Below are 22616 nucleotides of genomic sequence, written 5' to 3'. Positions count from 1 at the left end.
ATAATTTTTGAGCAGCCTTTTTTAGCTTTTTGACTCACAGATTTTACATAAATTGTGTATTTTTTACCACTACTACACACTTTAACTTTATTTTAACACATTTATAAATCATTGTTTCTAAGGTAATTAAATTGATTTCGAAGGTAATTGTAACTTTTTTACAACCTGAGGGTATTGCGATTTGTAAAAAACTTCATACATTTGCAACCTAAGAGAATTATATACACTAATTACGTGTTCTTATGAAAAGGTTTCTTACTGCAATTTCATTTTTTATTTTAGCGGGTGTAGGGTACGCTCAGCAGTGTATTGATGTACAGCTGACTCCTACAGCAGGTACTTGCTATAGCGATGCAACGCTCAAGGTGGTAGCAACCCCTAAGAGTCCTGCACCAGCAGGTTGTGCACTTTCGGGTAGCTATATGGTCGAACTCACTAAGCCTAAGGGAGCGCCTACTTATCAAGCGATGAGTGGATCACCAGCTACCTATCAGTTCAACGACTTAGCGGAGGGAATGTATACAGTTACCGTTACTGACCCAAGTGGTTCAGCCACAGCGGTAAAATCTGTCTATATCAACTCTTCATATAAGTTGATGAATATCACTGACCTGAAAACCATAGCCCCCTCTTGTGCAGCACAATACGATGGGCAGATACAGTTCAAAATTCCTTCGGGGGGTATTGGGCCATTCTTGGTAAGTGTTGAAGATGGAGCAGGGCATCAATTGGTAGCTCCTGTCTCAAAAACACGTCCTTCAGGTAGTAATTATATCACTATTCAAGGTACAGCCTCTGAGCGTTTGGAGGCAAATAAAACAGTGGTTGTGGTGGTTAAAGACCAAGGAGGTCCTACCTCTTTATGTGGTGAGGAACGCAGAATTACAGATGTAGTCATTCCCGCAGTTGACGGGAAAGCACCAAGCTGTTATGAAATAAAAATCCGTTTTACTACACTCGAGCCTGACCTGAATTGTAAATACAAACTCGGTATTACTCTTGATAGAAAATCGGATAATAAGTCTGTCGACGAAGATGTAACTAATAAGACGGCAGTGAATACTTATTTCAATAATAGAGCTAAAATAGAATATCTTAACCCAGCAAGTAAAGGATCTTTCAACCCACCTTTCAGTGGTTCTACATATAATACAGGTTATGTATTTGAACCAGGCGATAAGATTCGTATTACTATTAATGGTGGAAAAAATACCATCGTTCACGAGATAGAGTTTCCTCAATCAATATTTAAGCCTACTACTTGTGGCTTTGGTATGTCAGCACAGGATAGAAGCGTAAATACCTGTGGAACTACTCCTACACTCAAGTGGGAAATGTTCCGTGATTTTGTAAGGAAAGACTTAACTGATATGAGAACAGGCTCTCCTATACTTAATTATATGTACTATTTCCAATACGCTTATGCTAATGGAAACTTTGTAGCTGAGAAGAAAAATGCAGCAGGTCAGTTTGTAGGCCCAGTAGGTACCTGGGTAAGCCGTGATGTGGTTGACCTCACCGCATCAGGAGCAGGTACTTATCGATTTAAGTTTAGGCACCCTAATGGCTGTTACGAGATTTGTACAAGAGAATATAATGTAAAGCCAGCTAGTACGACCCTCAATAGAGTTTTTGACGATCTGAAGCAAGTAAGAGGTGTCTTTGAAGGTACAGGAGGTTTCGTCATTGAGGCCCTTTCTACTGAATTTAATTTCCCACTGACTATAAACCTCAAGCGTGCTGATGGCAAGACGTCATACTCTTTTGCTACACGCTTACCTTTTGGTGAAACAGAAACTAAGACTATTACTTTCCCACTTACGCAGACTGCTAATGCTTCTGGGCGAAATCGCTTTGGTTGGGGTGATCTCCCTGCAGGTAAATATATCATTGAGATAAAAGATAATTGTAACAATACTGTTCAACAAACAATTGATATTAACCTACTCAGAACACAGAAGGATACCTTTAGTGAAAGCCATAACTGCTCTAATGGGTCAGTGACATATGATGTAGGTTTCCTTTATAAAATACCTGATCGTGTTCACGTTGAGTTGATGAAAGAAAGTAGTCCAGGTGTTTATATATCAACAGGGCAGATTATAAAGAACCCTAAGAGTGCGTTTAACAACATATTGGCAGGAAAGTACGCCTTAAAAGTAAAAAACCTTTATTACGAACTGGCTAATGGCGATCTGTTTATGCAATTGGAAACCACTGCCATTAATGGGGTAGGGGTAAATGGAAAAGTGTATAACCATAGTGCACAAAAGCCTTTTGAAATAAAGCGTACCAATCCACTTGAGCCCGTTATCACCTCTACGGCTTGTAGTGCCTCAAGTGGTTCAGGTATTATTGTTGCTGATGTTACGGGGCAAAATGTAGTTTACCCACTCACCTTTAATTTATATAAGGCATCAGCTCCTACCACTATTTTTAGAACAAAGACATTACAGGCTACTGATCCTGATAATACTTTTTGGGCATTTAATAACTTAGCTGATGGACAATATATTGTACAGGCGCAACACCAATGTCAAGTATCTCCAGGGGCTAATGTGGAAGTAAAGATCAATGCAGCCTTTAATCCTCCTATAACCATCAGCTCTCAACCCCGTTGTAAAGGTGATAACGCAGTACTCAATGTTGGTTTGTCGGAGAACTTGTTTGATATCCGTTGGTTTGAGCTTACTGCTGGTGGCACGCGCAAGACCTCTACACCTATTGCTACAGGTCGCTCTTACTCGCAGGTGATCAGCGAGACTACTACCTTCGAGGTAGAGTACCAGATGCGTGCTAATGTAGGCTGTGGGGCTACAACTCCTCGCAATAAGCGCGTTACTGTCAACCTACCTGTTGATACTACACCACCTACTATTTCGCGCTGCCCTGCTAATATTACGCTGGTAGCCACTGCAGGCAAGTGTAGTGCTAAGGCAAGCTGGGGTGAGCCTACTGCTACCGATACTTGCCAGCCGATAACTGTTTCGCGCAACTATGCTTCAGGCTATGAATTCCCTGTGGGGGTAACTACTGTAGTATATACCTTCACTGACCCAGCAGGTAATGTAGCTACTTGCTCATTTGCGGTTACTGTGAATTCTTCAGCCTTGAAGATGGATGCTTCTGCACGTTACACCAATACCTCGGGAGCACCTATTACAGCGCTTACCCCAGGTGAAGAGTTTATCTACGAAATAAGATATCGCAATACAGGTGCACAAGCTATTGGCGCTGCTTCGCTTACCGTTACCTTGCCTGATGCTACTATCATTCAGCGTAATGGCAATGTCAATACCAGCGGGGCTAAGCAAGGCTCAGCTGAGCCAACAGCCTCTTACAATGCAGGCACCAACAGCTATATCATTACGATCCCTGCAGCTACTTTGGGCACAGGCACAGCTGAGCGTGTTATCAAGATACCGCTCAAGCATAAAGGCAGCTGTGCTGATGCTCAGAAGCCTTGTGGTAACTACTTCGAGGCAGCTTATAGCTTGAGCTATGGTAGCAGCACTCCTGCTTGTAGTGTAGCACCACAGGCAAAGCAAGGCACTAACCCTATGAATATTGATACCTCAGGCTGTACACGCCAAGAGGTGTTCTGTGGTAGCCCAATGAACCTCACCGCTGAGCAAGGCTTTGATAGCTATCAGTGGTATGTGAATGGCACCCTCGATGCTGCACAAACTACTTACCAGTTTATAGGTGCTAACACAGCAGGCACTTACTCCGTAGTGAAGACTAAGAACTGCAACGGTCGCAACCTTACAAGCACTGAGACCATACAGTTTGACACGGTATCCACTACTACCGACCCTATCCGTGCACAAGCAGGTGGAGTAGGGGCTGAGTGTGCTGGTGATGGCAGCTGGACAAGCCACTTCTACCTCTGCAACGGCGGTAGCAAGAACCTCACTGTAAGCTATGTCAATACACAGTACAAATGGCAAAAATGGAATGGTAGCTGTACTGAGTCCTCAGCTAACTGCCGAAATACTAACGACGGCTGCTGGGGCGACCTCCATAGCAACCCTACTTTTACCATCAATAGCTCGAGTGTGGGTAAATACCGCCTCAAGTTTGACAATGCAGGTTGTACTCAGTACTATTACTTCGAGGTATTCAATAATGGCTTATCAGGTTCGGTGAGTGATATTATCCACGAGACTAACTTCTCACGAGGATCAGTGAAGTTGCAGCTCAATAGTACTGGGGTTACCTATAATATTAAGGTGTACACATCAGGAGGCTCTCCTTATAAGACGCTCAATATCACTACCAACGAAACGCGTATTACAGACTTGGCAGAAGGTACTTACCGCATTGTGGTGACCTCACCACAGATACCTAACTGTGAGTACACTGATAACTTTACCATAGAGAAGCGTACCACAATGACGATGAAGGCTAAGTTCATTAGCTGGAAGGATTGTAACACTGCCCGCTTCCGCTTTGAGGCTGAAGGAGGTAAACCTACTTACCGCTTCTTTATTTGGGCGGTTGATGGCGTACAACGTTATGCCAATGGCACAACGGCTGTAGCACCATCTAACACACCAATAGCTACCCAAGGGGTTACTGACACCTATGCTGAGGCAGATGTACCAGGGATTACCCAAGTGGGCGAATACAAATTTATCGTGGGTGATACCCAAAATGGTGCTTTTGCGATCTCTAACCCTGTAACCGTAACTCCCCCAAGCCCACACAGCTTTACTATCTCGGCTACACAAGAGATCAAGTGCGAAAGCAGTCCGAACGCAGGTAATATCAATGTGATATTTGATGTGCCTAACCAGAACCGTACCGTAAACCTCTACCAATTAAAGGCTGACGGTACCCGTAGCACCACTACCGCTTATAAAACAAGCAGCGGTGGACTCTTTACAGGCCTTGCAGCAGGTACCTACGAGGTAGAGATACTTGCCCCAGTAGGGGGTACGATGTGTACCTACACCAAGAAGCCTATTACCATAGCACCCCCTAAAGACCCATTAAAAGCTTATGTAACTATATTAGAGGACAAGTCGTGCAGTACCCGAACACCTAAGATGTACAAGGTGGCAGTTACTAATGTACACGGTGGCACCCCTCCTTACACCTATAGCTTTGATGGCGAAGCTAACTATGGAGCTGCTAACATAGGCTATATGGGTAGCTCAGGCACTGTATATGTGAAAGATAATAATGGTTGTAGGGTAGAACTTTCAGTGGTGATGACCCCTAATGTAGAGCCTACTGTTGATGTGAGTGTACCTACCTATAGGTGCGACACGGGCAGCGGGGTGGTAACGGTGACCATAACCAACACCACTGCAAGCCAAACCTACGAGTATACTATTGACAGCGACCCACGCCAGACCCTTACAGGTACTACCTTTACCCGTGAGTTGACCCCTGGTACCCATACTTTAACAGTATACTATGAGGCAGTATCTACCAATGCTGCTTATAATGCAATATTTAGAGAAGATTTTGGCAAAGGAGTTGATTTGGATGTATTACCACAAAAGGCAATATCAGATGTAATAGTAAAAGTCGTTTCTACTTCACTTGGAAGTATCAACTTTACAGATCCTACAGGAGGTAGATATGCTTACTATGATTCGCAATTATCTTATAATAAGGATATAGATAATATACAACCGAATCAACCATTGAAGATTAGTTTTGATATATCAGCTTATAATCATACTTCGGCTTCTTCCTTTAACCTTTCAGCAGGACTTTATAAATCCGATGGGACATTTATTACAAGTAAGAATATATCAGGATTATATGGTAATGCTTATTTGAACGGCTGGACTAAGAAAGAATTCAATTTTACAGCCGCAGAAATGGCAGGTATCACTGATAATAAGGTACGCATCAAGATCTCCTCTACTGTTATGGGGGCTACATCTTTCACTTATATGTTAGATAACATTGCAGTAAGTCAGCCTACACGTTATTGCGAAAATAAAGTAGAGAAGATCATCAATATAGAGCGTGGTAAGGAAATGCGTTTAGAGGCGTATGGCACACCAACGCCACCTACTTGCCACGGCGGTAATGATGGTACAATGCTTGTAAGGGTGGTAAACCCAAGCTCTAACAGCATTAAGTACAGCATTGACCCTCTCCAAGCCACTTGGAGTACCACAACCCTTAATGCACAAGGGGTATTTACTGTAACAGGCTTGTCGGCTACCCAAACAGGTACTCTTGCCGTACAAGATGCTACCAACCCTGCCTGTGTGGTTGCCCTTAACAACGGCTATAAAGTAGGCGAGCCTTCAGCTATCACGCCTAAGGTAGTGCAAACGCAAAAGGTAACTTGCTTTGCAGCAGGTACTGCAGTTGTTCGTTTGTCAGCCAGCGGTGGTACACCAGCTTCTACAGGCTACAAATACAACTGGACAGGGCCTGTAACAGGCAATGCAGGACCAAGTGTGAACCCAGTAGATGCTACTGGTTTAGCGGCAGGGGTTTACACCCTAACGGTAACCGATAGCAATAACTGTGCTACCACTACCACTTTTGAAATTAAGGATAAAGCAATCCTTTCTGCTACTGCTGAGCCATTGAGCTATTGCTACGCGACAGGTGCTCAAAAGCAAGTGCTTATCAACGTACTGAGCGGTAATGGCAACTATTCTGTAAAACGCGTAGGCGGCTTGAACAACTACGTATTTGCAGGTAATAGCTATACCTTCCCTGAGGATTTAGCAGCAGGGGCACATACCTTTGTAGTAACCGACGGCTTCGGCTGTACTACTACGGTAAGCACCGAGATATACGATGTGCTTGAGCTCACTGTATCGCCTACCTCACAGCAGTACGCAAGCTGTAAAGGTACGCCAGTAAGCTATACCCTTACAGCCAAGGGCGGTATTACTACAATGGCGAAGACCTTTAGGGTAAGTACTGATAACGGCTTGACGTGGACAAATATAGCAACCCACCCAAGCACAGCAACTTATAATACTACGGCGGTAGGTACTACACAATTCAGGTTCCAAGTGACTTACCAGCCTGACGGTTCAGAGTGTAAGGCTGAGAACTTTGTAACCCTGCAATCCGATCCACCACGTCTTACCATAGGAGCGCTCCGCACTAAGAACGCTACTTGTGGCAAAGCCAACGGGGAATTGCAGCTTACTAAGTCAGATTACCACGTAGGTACACAGTCGCATACTGTAGAGGTGCTCGACGGTGGTGGAGCGGTACAAAGCGCTACAGCCTTAGCAGCAGGTACCTACACACTCCGCATCACTGACGACCGCGGCTGTGTGATGACGCAAACCTTCACTATCGGTAGCGACCCAATGCTTCAGATAAGTGCGAGAGTTACTAAGGAGATAGGCTGTGCATCTAACGATGCCGATATCGCTGTGAAACTGATCAGTGGTGGTAAGGCACCTTATGAGGTTACTATTGAGAATAAGACCTTTGGTGGTGTCAAGACGCAGAATATACCTACACAGGCTTCAGGCTTTGACGTGCCATTCACAGGCTTGAACTACGGTACTTACAGTATCACAGTAGTTGATGCCAATGGTTGCGAAACCCATACGGATCTTATAGTGAACCCTAATGTAGCTACAATGACCTTCCGTGCAAACCCACAAAACAGTTGTGCGACTACCAACAGTATGTTCGTAGGAATCTCAGCAGGTACCGCAAATGTATCTCTTACTTCCAACGTATACTTCACTGTATACCGTGCAGGCTTGCAGAACCCTGTAACGCCACCTCACGGCAACGTACTTACTACCAACAACACCGTGATCGCGGGTGGTGTTGATACTTGGTACAAAGGTCAGACAGCAGGCGGCGGATTAGAAGCTGAGATACTAAACCTTATCCCTGGTGTAAAATACACCTTTGTGATGTACAATGCCGATACGAAGTGTCGCTATACTCAAGAGGCTACAATGCCAGTGGCTACTAAGTCGACCTTAGTGATCAACGCTACTAGCAGCAATACTACTTGTGCGGGGGCTAATGATGGTAAGGTGACCTACACATTGAGCGGCTTGCAGGCAGGCACTACAGGAGTTTCGTGGTCTATCTACGATAAGAATACCAATAATATAGTAGCAGGTGGCGTGGGCAATGTGCCAGCACCACTGACAGCGGCACATACCACCCCAAGTAATTTGGCAGCAGGTAGCTATTATATAGTCTTTACTGAGTCACCAAGCAACTGTACCAACGCTTACCACTTCGATGTGAAGAAGTCAGCCGTACAGTTGAAGGTACAGATGAAGGCGTTCGACAAGGCTACTTGCAATACCCTTGGTAAGGCTTGGCTCAATATTGAAGGTGGTACAGCAACCTATACCTACGGTTGGGTAGCTTCAGGTGCACCTTATACGCCAAGTGTGATGACCCGCACTACTACACAATCGCAGTACATCAATATGCCTGATGGCACTTGGGATGTATATGTAGAGGATGCTTACGGTTGTCGCCAGATGGCAAATGTAGTTATCGGTAAAGAACTTACACCTGATGTAGTGAGTGCTACAGCGATGATGTGCGAGGCTTACGGCGATCCTTCAGGCTTAGTACCAGTGAAGATCACTCTCAGCCAAGTAGGTCAAGGCTCACACTATTACAGTTTAGATGGTGCTGCCGATCAGCCTATCGTATGGACAGAAGCAAACCGTGCCTTCGAACTTAAAGTAACCCCAGTGGTAAGCCATACCGTAGTAGTAAAAGATGTTAACGGCTGTGCCGATACAATTACCTTTACCACTACAACGCTCATCACGGCTACGGCTACCGTCACCAAGGTGAAAACTTGTGCGGCACCTACGGCACAGATTACCGTAGCAGCCACAGGAGGTACAGGCAACTATAAATTTACATTAGAACGTTTGGACAACGGCTCTAACCCAACAGAAACGCTTTATCAAGATGTTGCCCTGCCAGCAGGGGGTATCATCCCAATAGCAGCACCAGCTACCGAAGGCAGATACCGCATCAGCTTGTACGACAGCGAAACAGAAAATTGCCCAATCGTTAAGGAAGTGGAACTCAGAGATCCTGTTCAGCCAAATGTTGCAGATGCCGTAGTAGATGGTACTGACGAGCAATGTAACTTAGGCTTAGGCGTAGCAGGTACGGGAAGCATTCAAATAACAATGCCTACCGATGCCGATAGTTACACCTTCCAGATCACTAATGCGGTAGATAACACCACAGGCACTCCGCTTGCAGGCTTTACCCTACCGATGGCTCCAAGTACTTCGGCTTCGCACCAAGCAACCTTCAATAACTTGCACGGCACAGTTATCGGCGTGGAATACACCATCAAGGTAACTTCGGCAGCAACAGGTTGCGAGGCGTTAGTAACCAAGGTACTATACTCAGCAGAGCCACTCACCTTAGAAGAAGGTGTGATTACTGCCACACAATACGAATGCGCAGGAGCAGGAGCTATGGCAATGCCTAAGATCACTGTCGACACTGCGAAAATCAAAGGTGGTAAGGCGCCTTACATTACTGAGTTCTACAAAGGTGGTACGCTCGTGGGTACAGGCACTGAATACACCCTTACTGACCTTAACGGTGGAACCTTCTACGTGACTGTCAAGGATGCCTCAGGCGCTTGTACGACCAATACGAAGAGCGTGACGGTAGCCCCAGCATTCGAATTGAAGACCGTAAGTGTTACCAGCACGCAATCGATTACTTGCTCGCAGTTAGAAGAAGTAACCATCACAGCCAACGTAGCGCCTACCTATATCGCAGGTACGCCGCTCAGGTTTATGATCAGTAGCAACAACGGCTACTCCGAGGTGAGGACAGTAAGCGCTACGACTATCAACCTGACAGGTGCTAAGGGCTTGCCAGTGGGTAATTACACCATCGAAGTAGTCAATGAGAAGACAGGCTGCTCTATTACAGGTGTCTACCAAGTGAAGAATCCTAACACCTTCGAGGTGGAAGCGCTCAACCCAGTGCGTGCACAATGTCACAACGACTTCGGCGCGATCACTTTGAGAGTGGTTGATAAAGACCTTTCTAATGGCGACCAAAGCACCAATGGATTTACTTACACCATCACATCGGTAAGCAATCCATCGATGACGCCGCTTACAGGCACTGTGGCAGGAAATGTCACCACCATCACTGGTCAGCTCAAAGGAGGCTCGTATGACATCGTGGCAACCGTTAGTGGCGTAGGATGCAACATCCCTGCTACAAGGTTCACCATCCCAAGCAACCCAGCCGAGATGAAGATCGAAGCCAAACAGAAAGTTTCCGTGGATTGCGCTAATCAGAACGGTGTAGCCTCAGTATATGTGGTAGGTGGCCAAGAAACGTACACCATCACCCTTACTAACGCTGCAACGGGTGTAGCACATACCCAGAGCGACGTCACTACGGGTTCGCCTGGCGTAGAGTTCGGCGGCTTAGACGCAGGTACGTATAATATCACCATCAAAGATGCGCTGGGCTGTACACAAGTAACGGGGACACTTTCAGTGACCATTGATCCGTACAACGGCATCAACACCAGCACCATCTCGGTAACGACACAGTCGATCACTTGTGTGGATGCTAAGGACGGCAAGCTGAGGATAGAAGGCGTACAAGGTGGCACAAGACCTTACCACTACATTTTGGTACGCACATCAGCTACGGGCAGCCAGCTCCCACCTGTGGCAACCAACGACGACCACGCTGAGTTCACAGGCATCGAGCCAGGCACTTACCGCATCGATATCGTTGATGCTAAGAACTGCTCGATCACCTTAGCAGGCACTTATCAGTTTGATAATCCAACGCCTATCACGGCAGATATCAACACTACGGCTTCGTCGTTCTACACTTGCTACGGCACCAACAACGGCTCGGTGGTGGTACACAACATCGCGGGCGGTACGGGCAGCTACACTGTCGACATCATAAGGGCAGATACCAAGCAGAAGATAACCACTGGCCACACAGGCGTGGCTGCGGGCTCGTCCGAACTGTTTGACAACTTGTCTCCAACACCAGCAGGAACCTTCTACCAAGTAGTGATTGTTGATACCAACAAGTGTACGATGACCCGAACCCTATCGTTTACCGTACAGGAATTCCCTGATATTGCCATCAATTACGTTGAGCAGGAAGGAACCTGCGAGGCGAACACCAACAATTTCAAAGATTTCTTGGTGGTAAGCTTTAGGAATAAGAACATCGACTTTACCAACATCACCTACAGCCTCAATGGAGGTCCCGCCACAACGTTCACTCGAACCGTCGGCAACATTGCCTACATCGACAACTATAACCGTGGCGTAAGATCGCAAACGATAGAGGTTACTTACACAGCTGTGGCGCCACTTACAGGGGTATGTACTTCCACCAAAGACTTCTCCGTGGTGACAATGACGGCATTGGCACTCACCCAAGTAAGTAACACTACGATGAACACCATAGAGGTGAAGGCTACTGGCGGAATCACGACCGCAGTTAAAGGATACACTTACTACTTCAACGGAGTAAGTCAGGATGGAAACCCTGTGTATAAACTGCGCCCAAGAGATCCTGAGCGTGTAGTCGGCGATGTTCACATCAAGATCATCGAAGTGAAGGTCGAAGACGCCGAAGGTTGCACGCGCACGATGACTATCGAGCAGCCGTACATCGACCTTTTCATCCCGAACAACTTTACTCCGAACGGAGACGGCGAGAACGACACTTGGAAACCAGAAAACGTCGAGAATAATATGAATACTCGAATCCATATTTACGATCGTTATGGACGTCGCCTCAAGACGTTGAAGCCTGGTGAAGGTTGGGACGGTAAGTACGACGGCAAAGAGATGCCTTCGGGCGACTACTGGTACATCGTAGAATTGAACGACGAACTCTACGACAAACGTGAGTTCTACGGCAACTTTACACTGTATCGTTAAGCCAACAAATTACGGCTATGTAATTAATTTAAATAATTGTCTTATGAAAATCTGCTGGCTAACCTGTCAGCAGATTTTCTATTTAACTACATTTTATTTTGGAGATAGCACCATATCACTGATAGAAAGACAATAAATATTTGTAAGAAGTCTATAACTGTGGAAATGTTGTTACAATCTGTTTTCAACGCATCAACTATATGAGAACGCCTACCCAAAATTATTTTGAAGACATCAACTATATGAGAATATCTACCCAAAATTATTTTGAATACATCAACGGTATGGGGACGCCTACCCAAAAATGTTGGCGACCTATCAAAGGTATGGGAATACTTAGTCAGAAATTGTTGGGGAGGGTTCAACGGTATGGGGACGGTTACTCAAAAAGTGTTTTGGAAGGTTCAACGGTACGTTAATGGGTAACCAAAAATATTGGTGAGGTTTCAACGGTTAGAGAACGTTATGAATAAAAAGTAAAAGCTGGTATTCTTTATAACAGCTTGTTTTAATTTTTTGTCATTAAAAAGAATGCGCTGCGAGAGATTCTCTCGCAGCGCATTTATTTGTAGGTGTTCGCTATAGGGGATTATCGCGAATAATTAGGTGCTTCTTTCGTTATCGTTATGTTGTGGGGATGACTCTCAGTGATTCCGCTGGAGGTAATACGTACGAACGTGCCCACCGATTGTAGCGTGGCGATGTCCTTAGCCCCACAATAGCCCATCCCAGCTCTCAGTCCGCCAATGAACTGATGCATACTCTCTTGCAGCTCACCTTTGTAAGCCACCCGCCCTACGATGCCCTCAGGAACGAGTTTCTTGACGTCGTCTTCCACATCTTGGAAATACCTGTCCTTACTTCCTTTGGTCATCGCCTCTACTGATCCCATCCCCCGATACGATTTGTATTTACGTCCCTCATATATGATGGTCTCCCCAGGCGATTCCTTGGTGCCAGCTAACATAGAGCCGAGCATCACGCTGTCAGCTCCCGCGGCGATAGCCTTCACGATGTCTCCCGTGTAGCGAATACCGCCGTCGGCAATCACGGGCACTTGACTGCCCCTCAACGCTCCCGCTACGTTCATCACCGCTGAGAGTTGGGGGTAACCCACACCAGCGACTACGCGTGTAGTGCAGATGGATCCAGGCCCGATACCTACTTTCACCCCGTCCGCGCCGTTGGCTACCAAGTAGCGTGCGGCTTCGGCGGTGGCAATATTGCCGACTACCACGTCGAGATCGGCAAAGGCGCCTTTCACTGCCTTAAGAACGCTTACCACGCCTTGCGTATGCCCGTGCGCCGTATCGATCACCACTGCATCCACCCCTGCGGCCACGAGTGCTTCGGCACGTGCTACCGCGTCGGAAGTTACGCCCAAGGCTGCCGCTACCCGCAGACGCCCCAAATGGTCTTTATTTGCTGCCGACTTCTCCTGCAGGTTGGCTATATCGCGAAAGGTGATAAGCCCTACGAGCTTGTAGGACTTGTCCACAACAGGTAGTTTCTCGATTTTCGAGCGTTGGAGTATCTTCTCAGCTTCTTTCATCGAGGTGCCCTCATTGGTGGTAACCAAGTTTTTCGAAGTCATTACTTCCACTATCGGGCGATTGGGGTCTTGCTCGAAACGCAGGTCGCGGTTGGTAACAATACCTTTTAGGATGCCAGCATTATCCACGATGGGGATCCCACCTATATGATTCTCCCTCATACTTTGTTGGGCTTGCCCCACCGTAGCGTTGAGGGGCAGCGTGATGGGGTCGATAATCATTCCACTCTCTGCGCGCTTTACTTTGCGAATTTGGGCGGCCTGTTGCTCAATAGTCATATTCTTGTGCAAAACGCCGATGCCCCCTTCGCGTGCCATTGCGATGGCCATATCGGCTTCGGTGACGGTGTCCATAGCGGCGGAAATCACGGGCACGTTTAGGGTGATGTTTCTGCTGAACTTGGATGTGATGCTCACTTCGCGCGGCAACACTTCCGAGTAGTTGGGAATGAGAAGGACGTCGTCGTAGGTGAGTCCCTCGCTGATGATTTTATCCTGAAATTCCATTTTGATATGTGTAATATAGTTTTTAAATGATGAATTATAGTTGTGGGGGGAAATATTTTCTATGGGGAAACCTCGCCGTAGATCGTTGGCTTAGGTGTGCAACTGCTTGAAGCATTCCCAGATCACCACGCCCGCACTTACCGCGACGTTGAGCGAGTGCTTGGTGCCGTATTGGGGGATTTCAACGGTGTTGTCGCAGGCGGAAACGACCTCTTGGGCGACCCCCTTCACCTCGTTGCCGAACACAAGGGCGTAGGTTTTGCCGCGTTCGAGGTGCAAGTCGGTGAGCATTGTGGCGCCCTCAGCTTGCTCAACGGCTATGGCACACACCCCCGTGGATTGTAGGGCGCGCACTGCCGATAGGGTGTCGGGGGCATACTCCCAAGCGACGCTCTCTTCAGCCCCCAAGGCGGTCTTGTGGATTTCTTTGTTGGGGGGCGTCGCGGTGATGCCACATAGCACCAGCTTTTCGATGCGGAACGCGTCCGCAGTGCGAAACACCGAACCGACATTGTTGAGGCTGCGCACGTTGTCCAAGACGACCACCAACGGGGTTTTTGGCGCGCTTTTAAAGTGCTGCACATCCAAGCGGTGCAACTCGCTATTGGCTAACTTTCGCATAGGTTTTATAGTCGCGTTACTTTGTCGACCCCTTTAATGGCTTTGATGTCCTGCATTAGCTTTTTCAGGGTCGCGTTATTGTTGATGGAGACCGATACCTTGCCTGTGAATACGTCCCCTTCCGTATCGATTTTGATATTAGTGAGTTTGATGTACTTGTTTCCGCTGATTGCGGCGGATATATCCGCAAAGATTCCCTCGCGATCCAAGCCGCTGATTCGTAGTGAGACTTTGAAATCGCGCTCGTCCTGCCTCACCCACTTGGCGGGGATAATTCGGTAGGCGTAGTTCGCTTGCATTGACACGGCGTTGGGGCAAGTTTTCTTATGAACCTTCACCCCTTCATTGATAGTCACAAATCCGAATATAGGGTCTCCCGGTATGGGATTGCAGCATTTTGAAAAGGTGTAGTCGAGGGTTTCCTCTTCTTTACCAAAAACGATACTGTCGTAGTGCTTGTCGGGGGCGTAGGTAAACTCCTCGACGGGTTTTTTCGCGGCTTTCGCCTTAGCGGCTGCCGCGAGCGAGGCGCGCTCGGAGGCGAACTCTTTGAGCATTTGGCTGTTGATTTCTCCTGTGCCCGTTTGATAGTATATGTCGAGGCTTGTCTTGGTTTTGAAGTAAGCCACCAAGTCGTTCATAACCTCTTCCGTAAGATTTATTTTGAGCTGTTTAAGCTTTCGAACGAGCTGTTCTTTTCCGTCGGCAGCCACTGCCTTTACCTCTTCTTTGAGGGCGGATTTTATTTTGGTGCGAGCCCGTGCTGTGGTAGCGTAGTTGAGCCAGTTTTTGGTGGGTTTCGCTCCTTCGGCTGTGATGATTTCGACTGTGTCGCCGCTTTTCAGCACGTAGTTCAGGGGTACGAGGCGATGGTTCACCTTAGCCCCGCGGGTTTTCATCCCCACGCCTGTGTGAATAGCGAAGGCAAAGTCGAGGGCTGTGGCGCCTTTGGGCAGCGACTTGATTTCCCCATTGGGGGTAAAGACGAAAATTTCTTTGGAGTAGAGGTTCAGCTTGAAGTCCTCCACGAAATCGACTGCGTTGGTGTCGCTATTCTCGAAGATCTCCTGCAAACGGTTCAGCCACGTCTCGATCCCTTCTTCGCTTTGGTTGCCGTGTTTGTATTTGAAGTGTGCAGCGTACCCTTTCTCGGCGATCTCGTGCATTCGTTCGCTTCGTATCTGTACTTCGACCCACTTACCCTTGGGTCCCATTACGGTGATATGTAGTGCTTCGTAGCCTGTGGACTTTGGTGAGGAGATCCAATCGCGTAGTCGCGTGGGGTTTGGGCGGAAGTGGTCGGTAACTATCGAATAGATTTTCCACGCCAGAAACTTTTCTTCTTCGGGTTCGCACTTGTAGATGATGCGGATGGCGAATTTGTCGTAGACTTCCTCAAAGCTGACCCCCTGCGCCTCCATTTTTCGGTAGATGGAATAGATAGATTTCGGACGCCCCTTGATGTAGTAGGAGATGCGCTGCTGGTTGAGCGAGGTGGCGACGATGTCGGAGAAGGCTTTAATGTATTCTTGCTGCTCCTCGCGCGATTCTTCCATCTTGCTAAGTATGCTTTGATACTGCTCCGGATTGATGTATTTAAGTGCCAAGTCCTCGAGTTCGGTCTTAATATTATATAGCCCGATGCGATGCGCTATAGGTGCGTAGATGTAGAGGGTTTCGGAGGCGATTTTCACTTGTTTGTGCTCCGCCATCGAACCCATCGTCTGCATATTATGGAGGCGGTCTGCGATCTTTATAAGTATCACGCGCACGTCGTCGTTCATTGTCAGGAGCAATTTGCGGAAGTTCTCGGCTTGCAGCGATATGTCATTCTCCTTGGTAAGATGTGAGATCTTAGTAAGCCCATCGACTATGTGCGCGACAGTTTTTCCGAAGAGTCTCTCCATATCTTCCGAGGTGTAAGCAGTGTCCTCGACCACGTCGTGGAGGAGGGCTGCGGCGATAGCAATGGCGTCCAGCCCGATCTGCTCGGCGACTATCTTGGCGACGGCTATCGGGTGGAAAACATACGCCTCGCCACTACGCCTGCGTTGCCCTTTGTGGGCGTCAATGGCAGTGTCGAACGCCAGACGGATGAGTTTGGCGTCGTCCTCGGTAAGGGTTTGGTAGCTGATGCGCAGCAGGTCCTTGTAAGCCTGCGCTAATGCTTTGTTTTCCTCCTCTGGGGTCATTTCAGTCATAGTGTTATTAGCTTTTAGGGGGGAGCGGGGAGCCGCCCTTTGTGGTTAGTGGTTCGCTACAAACTAATTGCTTCCTGCTCTTTCTTCTTGATAGACTTATTGAAAGTATCAAGTGAAAAGTTAATGCTTTTGAGAGTCTCCGTAGCTCTTTTGGCTTTCTCGGGAAACATCGTTTTTCCTTTGATTTTATTTAAGCTCTCGTCAAACCTTTCATTGGAAAGGTCAATGCTGTTTGTTTTGCTTGTTCTCATATCTATTTTCTTTTTACAAAAAAACCATCGTAGTTCTTATCTTTTATAAATTCTTCATAGCCTATATTTCGTATCACTCCAAACACATAAAAGTCTTGTTTCAACTCTTCTAAGTTCTTAGCAATATTCCAACGGTATAGGCGAGTCCGAGATTTACTGCTTCCTTCTGCATATACAATAGCGTCAGGATAATGTTCTGTGAATACATATAAAGTAGCTGCTACTGTAGCGAGTACTTTTGTCATATCTCCGTTGTCAGATACTATTTTGTCGTCTACTTCTCCTGTTTCTTCGTTATAATCTCCAAATCCTAAGTTATAAATTTTTCCCAGTTCAAACTCTCCTAATTGTACATACTCAACAAGTTTTTTGATAATGCCATTTCTTCCTACACTTTCAAATTTAAAGGCAAAGTATCCTTCCTGAGTAGTGTAATCGTATCTTTCATAGTTTGACATAGTAATCAATTAGTTTTTAACTTATCAAATTATTTGTTGTAGGGCTTTCCTCTTATTGTTTAAGTCCTAACTTTTTTAGTCGTATGGCTGTTAGTACCTTCTTGGTGTACAGTGGGAAATCGGCACCGAGCAGCCAACCGAAGTAGCCAGGTTCCTCGCTAAAGATGTCCTCCACGCGCCTGCCTTTGTGCTTTCCAAAACTAAACACTTCCTCACCTTTATCATTATAGACGATGAAGCCAGCAAAATCGACTGCCTGCTTGCGGTAGGTGAATTCGCTCAGGGCTTTAATGTTGTTCTCAAGCTCGGGGTAACGATCCAGCTGGGCTTTTAGTATTTCGTAAGTTGCATTGGTATCAGCACTTGCCGAGTGTGCGTTTACGAGTTCCTTACCACAGTAGAACTTATAAGCGGCACTGAGGGTGCGCTGTTCCATCTTGTGGAAGATCGTCTGCACATCAACGGCTACACGGTTCTTGAGGTCGAAATCAATGTCGGCACGGAGCATCTCCTCAGCCAGCAGTGGGATATCGAAGCGGTCGGAGTTGTAGCCTGCCAAATCAGCATCTTTGATCATCCCGTGGATTTGTTTTGCCAGCTCGCGGAAGGTGGGCTCGCCCGCCACACGCTCGTCGGTGATGCCATGCACCTCTGACGCCTGCTTAGGGATGGGCATCATCGGATTGACGAGCCAGGTTTTGCTCTCCTTATTGCCGTTGGGGTATACCTTGAGGATGGAAATCTCCACGATGCGGTCGCGGATGATGTCAATACCTGTGGTTTCTAAGTCAAAAAAGACGATGGGGCGTGTTAATTTCAGTTCCATACTTTGTTGTTATTAATGGGGCAAAGGTACAAAGTTTTTGGCAAATAGAAAGCGGAAAGGGAGAAAAAATTTAACCTAAGGGGAACTCTCTACAACTTTTGCCGAGGGTGGAGTAGGGTAGAGGGGACAGCTCAACCTTCGATCATTGCGGTGAGACCTGCCTCGAGGAGGGCTTCGCAGAGAGGACTGAGGTAGTCGTAACTGCCGCTTTTCACGTCGCACTTGCCTTTGTAGTGCACGATAATGGCACATTGCTCTGCCTGCTCGTAAGTGTGTTCGCATACACGCACTAAGGTCTCTATCACATAATCAAAGGTGTGCACATCGTCGTTGTAGAGTACTAAGGTGCTGACCTCGTCAATGGCCTCTTTCACGACTGTTTGGGTAAGGGTTTCTTCGGAGTGGTTGCTGATTACCATAGGGTTATTGTTTTGTAAATTGAACGGCTGCCCAGTTGTTGCGCTCTAAGTTTTGTACAAAACGAAGTGCGTGGGCGGTGCATTGCTCGGTGATGGCGGGTATATCTTCGGTGTAGAAGCCGCTGAGCAATAGGGTGCCGCCGTGGGTGAGTGAGGCAGCATAGTGAGGGATGTCGGCAAGGAGGATATTGCGGTTGATATTGGCAATAATAAGGTCGAAGGTGCGTCCGTTGAGTTGTGAGGCGTCGCCCAGCAATACGGAAATGTGCTCGCAGGCGTTGTGCGCTATGTTCTCAAGGGAGTTTTCAACGCACCAGTCGTCAATGTCCACTGCCAACACTTCTGCTGCGCCGCGCTTTTCTGCCATAATGGCGAGCACACTGGTGCCACAGCCCATATCAAGCACGCCCTTGTCCTTCAGGTCGAGTGTGAGCAGGAATTGGAGCATCATATAGGTAGTCTCGTGGTGGCCTGTGCCGAAACTCATCTTCGGGGTGATGACAATCTCATAAGGGGTGGTTGCCGCAGGGTGGAAGGAGGCGCGCACGGTGCAGGCTCCCTCGACTACGATAGGGTCGAAGTTCTTTTCCCACTCCTCATTCCAATTGACTTGTGGAATGGTCTTATAGGTGTAGGAGACGGTGAAATCAGGGTTTTGCAGGATGTAAATATCACTGAGGATTGCCTCGTTCCACAAGGGCTCTTGGATATAGGCTAAGAGTCCGCCCTCGGTATCTACGAAGCTTTCAAAGCCCACCTCGGCGAGCTCAGCCACTAATATCTCAGCACCTACCTCGCGGGGGGTGATGGTAAAGTCGTATTCTATATAGTTCTGCATATACTTATATTGAGGCTACAAAGGTACGTATTTTTGCTTAAACAGTGCGGAAGATGAATAGAAATATTTTCTGAAGGGGTTTTCTTCAGAGGTGATCCGAAGTGAATCCGATAGGGAACCGTTTGAAAATAGTTTTGTTTTTCAGTGTGATTTTCTTTTTGAGAGAAATGATGCGGTATTGTTTTCTGAATTTTTGGTTTAAAAATGGCAATTATATTAGGATTGGGAGCAGTGATTTTTTTGTGTGAGAATTTTAAAAAAAGTTAAAAAATAGTATTTTTGTGCGTAGATTGAAAAATATTGTTTATCTTTGTGCTCACATTTTGTTGTAAAAGAAAGGGTCAGGAGCCCAATAGTATATGATGAAGAGACTGATTTACTTATTTTTACTACCTGCGATAGGGTATTCACAGCACCTTTGGACGCTTGATGAATGTATTAGTTATGCGCTTGAGCACAATATTTCGGTGCAGCGGTCGGCAGTGGATTTGAAGGCTACGGATATTGATTTGTTGCAGGCGCGTGGGGCTTTTCTGCCTTCGGTAAACGCGAGCGCTCAGTATGGGCTCAATGAGGGGAAGAATGTGAACCCTGTGACGAACCAGTATGAGAATCAGTTCTTTCAGTCGGCTTCGGGGGGTGTGAATGTGGAGCTGACGCTTTTTAACGGTTTGCAGAACTGGCGCAAATTGCAACAGGCGAAGCTCAATGGGGTTGCAGCTCAGTATCAGCTTGATAAGATGAAGGATGACATAGTGCTTTCGCTGATCAATGCTTATTTAGAGGTGCTTTCGCAGAAGGAGAAACTCAAAGTGCTGCAAGCGCAATTGGAGGTTTCGAAGCAGAGTGCTGCTCGTACGCGTGATTTGATTGCAGCGGGTTCATTGCCGAAAGGGGACGTCTATGAGGCGGATGCGACGGTACTGGGGCAAGAGCAGGAGATTATTGCCACTGAAAATGCTTTGTTCATCGCTAAGATGGGGCTTGCGCAGCTGTTGCTTTTGAAAGAGTATCAGAGTTTTGACGTTGCTGATTTACCTCTTGAGGGAGAGCATACGGATATCTTAAACCGTTCGCCACAAGAGATTTACGCTAAGGCAAAGGAGGTGATGCGTGAGGTGAAGATCGCTGAGGCAAATGTAGCGCTGGCGGAGAGCAGTTTGAAGGTGTCGCGTTCGGGCTATACACCGCGTCTTTCGGCTCAGTGGGGCTATAATACGCGTTGGTCGAAGAGCCAGCCTGAGGAGTTCTGGAAGCAATTGGATGCGAATAAGGGGATGTTTGCGGGGCTTTCACTGAATATCCCGATACTCAATGGATTTAATACATTGGGGAGTGTGAAGAGGCAGCAGCTCAATCTGTTGAAGAGCCAGTTTGCTAAAGAGCAGGCTGAATTGACGATGGAGAAGAATATCTATGAAGCTTATACGGATGCAGCCAGTGCTAAGAAGCTGTATGAGGCAAGTGAAAAGACGGCAGAGGCAAAACGACAGTCGTTTGCATACGCTGAGGAGCGCCACAAAGTAGGGCTGATGACTACTTTTGACTATAATCAAGCGAAATATCAGGAGGAAAAGGCTGAGACAGATGCCATTGCGGCTAAATATAAATACCTATTCAAAGTGAAGGTGTTGGAGTATTATTTTGCTCATTAGAGGTTGATAATCAGTAAATAAAAGTATTTTATATATGAAGAAAAGGACTATTATTATCATCGCTATTGCGGCAGTGATATTATTGCTTATTATTCTTAAAAAAGCGGGTGTTTTTGGAGGAAATAACGATGCTTTGCAGGTGGAGGTAGCACAAGTGGAGCTTTCTACATTGACGCAGAAGGTGTCGGCTACGGGTAAGATACAGCCTGAGCTTGAGGTAAAGCTATCGTCGGAAGTGTCGGGTGAGATTATTGAGCTCCCTGTAAAGGAAGGACAGCAAGTGAAGAAGGGTGACCTTTTGGTGCGCATCAATCCTGATATTTACCAGTCGGGTGTGAAGCGTAGTATTGCGAGCCTTCAGACGACACGAGCTTCGCAACAGCAAACAGAAGCGACCCTGAAAGAGGCTGAGGAAAGCTATAAACGCAGTAAGACTTTGTATGATAAGGGGGTCATCTCAAAGTCGGATTGGGATAAGGTTGTAGCTACTTACGAAGGGGCAAAGGCAAATCGCGAGTCGGCGCGCTTTAATGTGCAAAGTGCGATGGCAACTGTATCAGAAGCTCAAGATAATTTGAAGAAGACGGTGATTTATGCCCCTACGAATGGAACGATTTCTAAGCTGAGTGTAGAGCTTGGTGAGCGCGTAGTAGGTACAATACAGATGTCGGGGACTGAAATTATGCGCCTGGCGAACTTGCGAAGTATGGAGGTAGAGGTAGATGTTAATGAAAATGATATCGTTAAAGTAAAGATAGGCGACAGTGTTAATATTGAGGTAGATGCTTACCTGAAGCGTGTTTTTAAGGGGAGAGTGACTAATATTGCCAATACAGCCAACTCGACTACGAGCGTGGATCAGGTGACGAACTTCAAGGTGAAGATCCATATTGAGGAGGATTCGTACAAAGACCTTTTGGTAGGCAAGCCTGAAGGTTATTCGCCTTTCCGACCAGGGATGACTGCAACGGTGGATATCCTTACCAATACCAAAAAGGATGTGGTGGCAGTACCTATCAGTGCTATTATTATAAAGAAGCGCTCGGAGATTGACCCCAAGACTCCAAAAGCAGAGGCAGATAAGCGAACTGAGGCAGTGTATGTGTTGAAGAATGGCAAAGCTGAACTAAGAGCAGTTGATACTGGTATTCAGGATAATGTGAATATAGAAATCATCTCGGGGGTGAGCAAAGGGGAGACGATCATCACAGGTCCGTATAGCACCATTACTAAATTGCTAAAGAATAACGACCCTGTTCAAACGGGGAATAAATAAAGTGATCGAGTCTCTATATTTGATAAGGAATAATTGCTAAAAGGCGCTTGTAATATAGGTAATAATACTTTTTACAGTATTTTTACAAGGTGAAATGAATGCTGTTTTGTGA

12 protein-coding genes are annotated in these 22616 nt (G+C 46.7%); 4 read left to right on the top strand and 8 right to left on the bottom strand.

What is annotated here, in order from left to right; all coding sequences use genetic code 11:
* Positions 1–242 precede the first annotated feature (242 nt).
* Positions 243–11900: a T9SS type B sorting domain-containing protein gene (locus tag AXF12_RS08920; RefSeq protein WP_066430402.1), complete on the top strand. Its 11658-nt coding sequence runs from the start codon at positions 243–245 to the stop codon at positions 11898–11900.
* 200 nt (positions 11901–12100) lie between these two features.
* Positions 12101–12319, top strand: a complete 219-nt coding sequence (locus AXF12_RS12130; protein WP_143325024.1) for a hypothetical protein — start codon at positions 12101–12103, stop codon at positions 12317–12319.
* Between the two features lie 170 nt (positions 12320–12489).
* Here the strand turns inward: AXF12_RS12130 and guaB are convergent, their stop codons facing one another.
* The 8 genes from guaB to prmA form a co-directional block, all read right to left on the bottom strand.
* Positions 12490–13959 carry an IMP dehydrogenase gene (guaB, locus tag AXF12_RS08915; RefSeq protein WP_066430398.1) on the bottom strand — a complete coding sequence of 490 codons (1470 nt, stop codon included), beginning with the start codon at positions 13957–13959 and terminating at the stop codon, positions 12490–12492.
* A gap of 90 nt (positions 13960–14049) precedes the next feature.
* Positions 14050–14580, bottom strand: a complete 531-nt coding sequence (locus AXF12_RS08910; RefSeq protein ID WP_066430397.1) for an RNA methyltransferase — start codon at positions 14578–14580, stop codon at positions 14050–14052.
* Between the two features lie 5 nt (positions 14581–14585).
* Complete coding sequence (locus tag AXF12_RS08905) at positions 14586–16781, bottom strand: RelA/SpoT family protein (protein WP_066430395.1); 2196 nt, start codon at positions 16779–16781, stop codon at positions 14586–14588.
* 56 nt (positions 16782–16837) lie between these two features.
* Positions 16838–17032, bottom strand: a complete 195-nt coding sequence (locus tag AXF12_RS08900) for a hypothetical protein (RefSeq protein ID WP_066430393.1) — start codon at positions 17030–17032, stop codon at positions 16838–16840.
* A gap of 2 nt (positions 17033–17034) precedes the next feature.
* Complete coding sequence (locus tag AXF12_RS08895; protein ID WP_066430392.1) at positions 17035–17490, bottom strand: DUF6934 family protein; 456 nt, start codon at positions 17488–17490, stop codon at positions 17035–17037.
* Positions 17491–17542: 52 nt separating this feature from the next.
* Entirely contained in the window at positions 17543–18316 is a 774-nt protein-coding gene (locus AXF12_RS08890) for a 3'-5' exonuclease (protein WP_066430391.1), read from the bottom strand.
* Positions 18317–18447: 131 nt separating this feature from the next.
* On the bottom strand, positions 18448–18735 hold the full coding sequence (locus tag AXF12_RS08885) for an ATP-dependent Clp protease adaptor ClpS (protein ID WP_066430390.1): 288 nt from the start codon (positions 18733–18735) through the stop codon (positions 18448–18450).
* 4 nt (positions 18736–18739) lie between these two features.
* Positions 18740–19573, bottom strand: a complete 834-nt coding sequence (gene prmA / locus AXF12_RS08880; RefSeq protein WP_066430386.1) for a 50S ribosomal protein L11 methyltransferase — start codon at positions 19571–19573, stop codon at positions 18740–18742.
* Positions 19574–19932: 359 nt separating this feature from the next.
* Here prmA and AXF12_RS08875 point away from each other — a divergent pair, with 359 nt between their 5' ends.
* On the top strand, positions 19933–21228 hold the full coding sequence (locus AXF12_RS08875) for a TolC family protein (protein WP_066430384.1): 1296 nt from the start codon (positions 19933–19935) through the stop codon (positions 21226–21228).
* Between the two features lie 34 nt (positions 21229–21262).
* Positions 21263–22504 carry an efflux RND transporter periplasmic adaptor subunit gene (locus tag AXF12_RS08870; protein WP_066430382.1) on the top strand — a complete coding sequence of 414 codons (1242 nt, stop codon included), beginning with the start codon at positions 21263–21265 and terminating at the stop codon, positions 22502–22504.
* Positions 22505–22616: the final 112 nt, after the last annotated feature.

The organism is Capnocytophaga haemolytica (assembly GCF_001553545.1).
In the GTDB taxonomy this organism is placed as follows: Bacteria; Bacteroidota; Bacteroidia; order Flavobacteriales; family Flavobacteriaceae; genus Capnocytophaga; species Capnocytophaga haemolytica.
The sequence above is the reverse complement of the archived record's forward strand: the minus strand, read 5'-3'. Positions and strand labels throughout refer to the sequence as shown.

Bases quoted from the DNA above. Each gene is read 5' to 3' on its own strand.
- AXF12_RS08910 (WP_066430397.1), bottom strand. From the start codon at position 14,580: ATGCGAAAGTTAGCCAATAGCGAGTTGCACCGCTTGGATGTGCAGCAC.
- AXF12_RS08905 (WP_066430395.1), bottom strand. From the start codon at position 16,781: ATGACTGAAATGACCCCAGAGGAGGAAAACAAAGCATTAGCGCAGGCT.
- guaB (WP_066430398.1), bottom strand. From the start codon at position 13,959: ATGGAATTTCAGGATAAAATCATCAGCGAGGGACTCACCTACGACGAC.
- AXF12_RS08890 (WP_066430391.1), bottom strand. From the start codon at position 18,316: ATGGAACTGAAATTAACACGCCCCATCGTCTTTTTTGACTTAGAAACC.
- prmA (WP_066430386.1), bottom strand. From the start codon at position 19,573: ATGCAGAACTATATAGAATACGACTTTACCATCACCCCCCGCGAGGTA.
- AXF12_RS08920 (WP_066430402.1), top strand. From the start codon at position 243: ATGAAAAGGTTTCTTACTGCAATTTCATTTTTTATTTTAGCGGGTGTA.
- AXF12_RS08885 (WP_066430390.1), bottom strand. From the start codon at position 18,735: ATGGTAATCAGCAACCACTCCGAAGAAACCCTTACCCAAACAGTCGTG.
- AXF12_RS12130 (WP_143325024.1), top strand. From the start codon at position 12,101: ATGAGAACGCCTACCCAAAATTATTTTGAAGACATCAACTATATGAGA.
- AXF12_RS08900 (WP_066430393.1), bottom strand. From the start codon at position 17,032: ATGAGAACAAGCAAAACAAACAGCATTGACCTTTCCAATGAAAGGTTT.
- AXF12_RS08895 (WP_066430392.1), bottom strand. From the start codon at position 17,490: ATGTCAAACTATGAAAGATACGATTACACTACTCAGGAAGGATACTTT.
- AXF12_RS08875 (WP_066430384.1), top strand. From the start codon at position 19,933: ATGATGAAGAGACTGATTTACTTATTTTTACTACCTGCGATAGGGTAT.
- AXF12_RS08870 (WP_066430382.1), top strand. From the start codon at position 21,263: ATGAAGAAAAGGACTATTATTATCATCGCTATTGCGGCAGTGATATTA.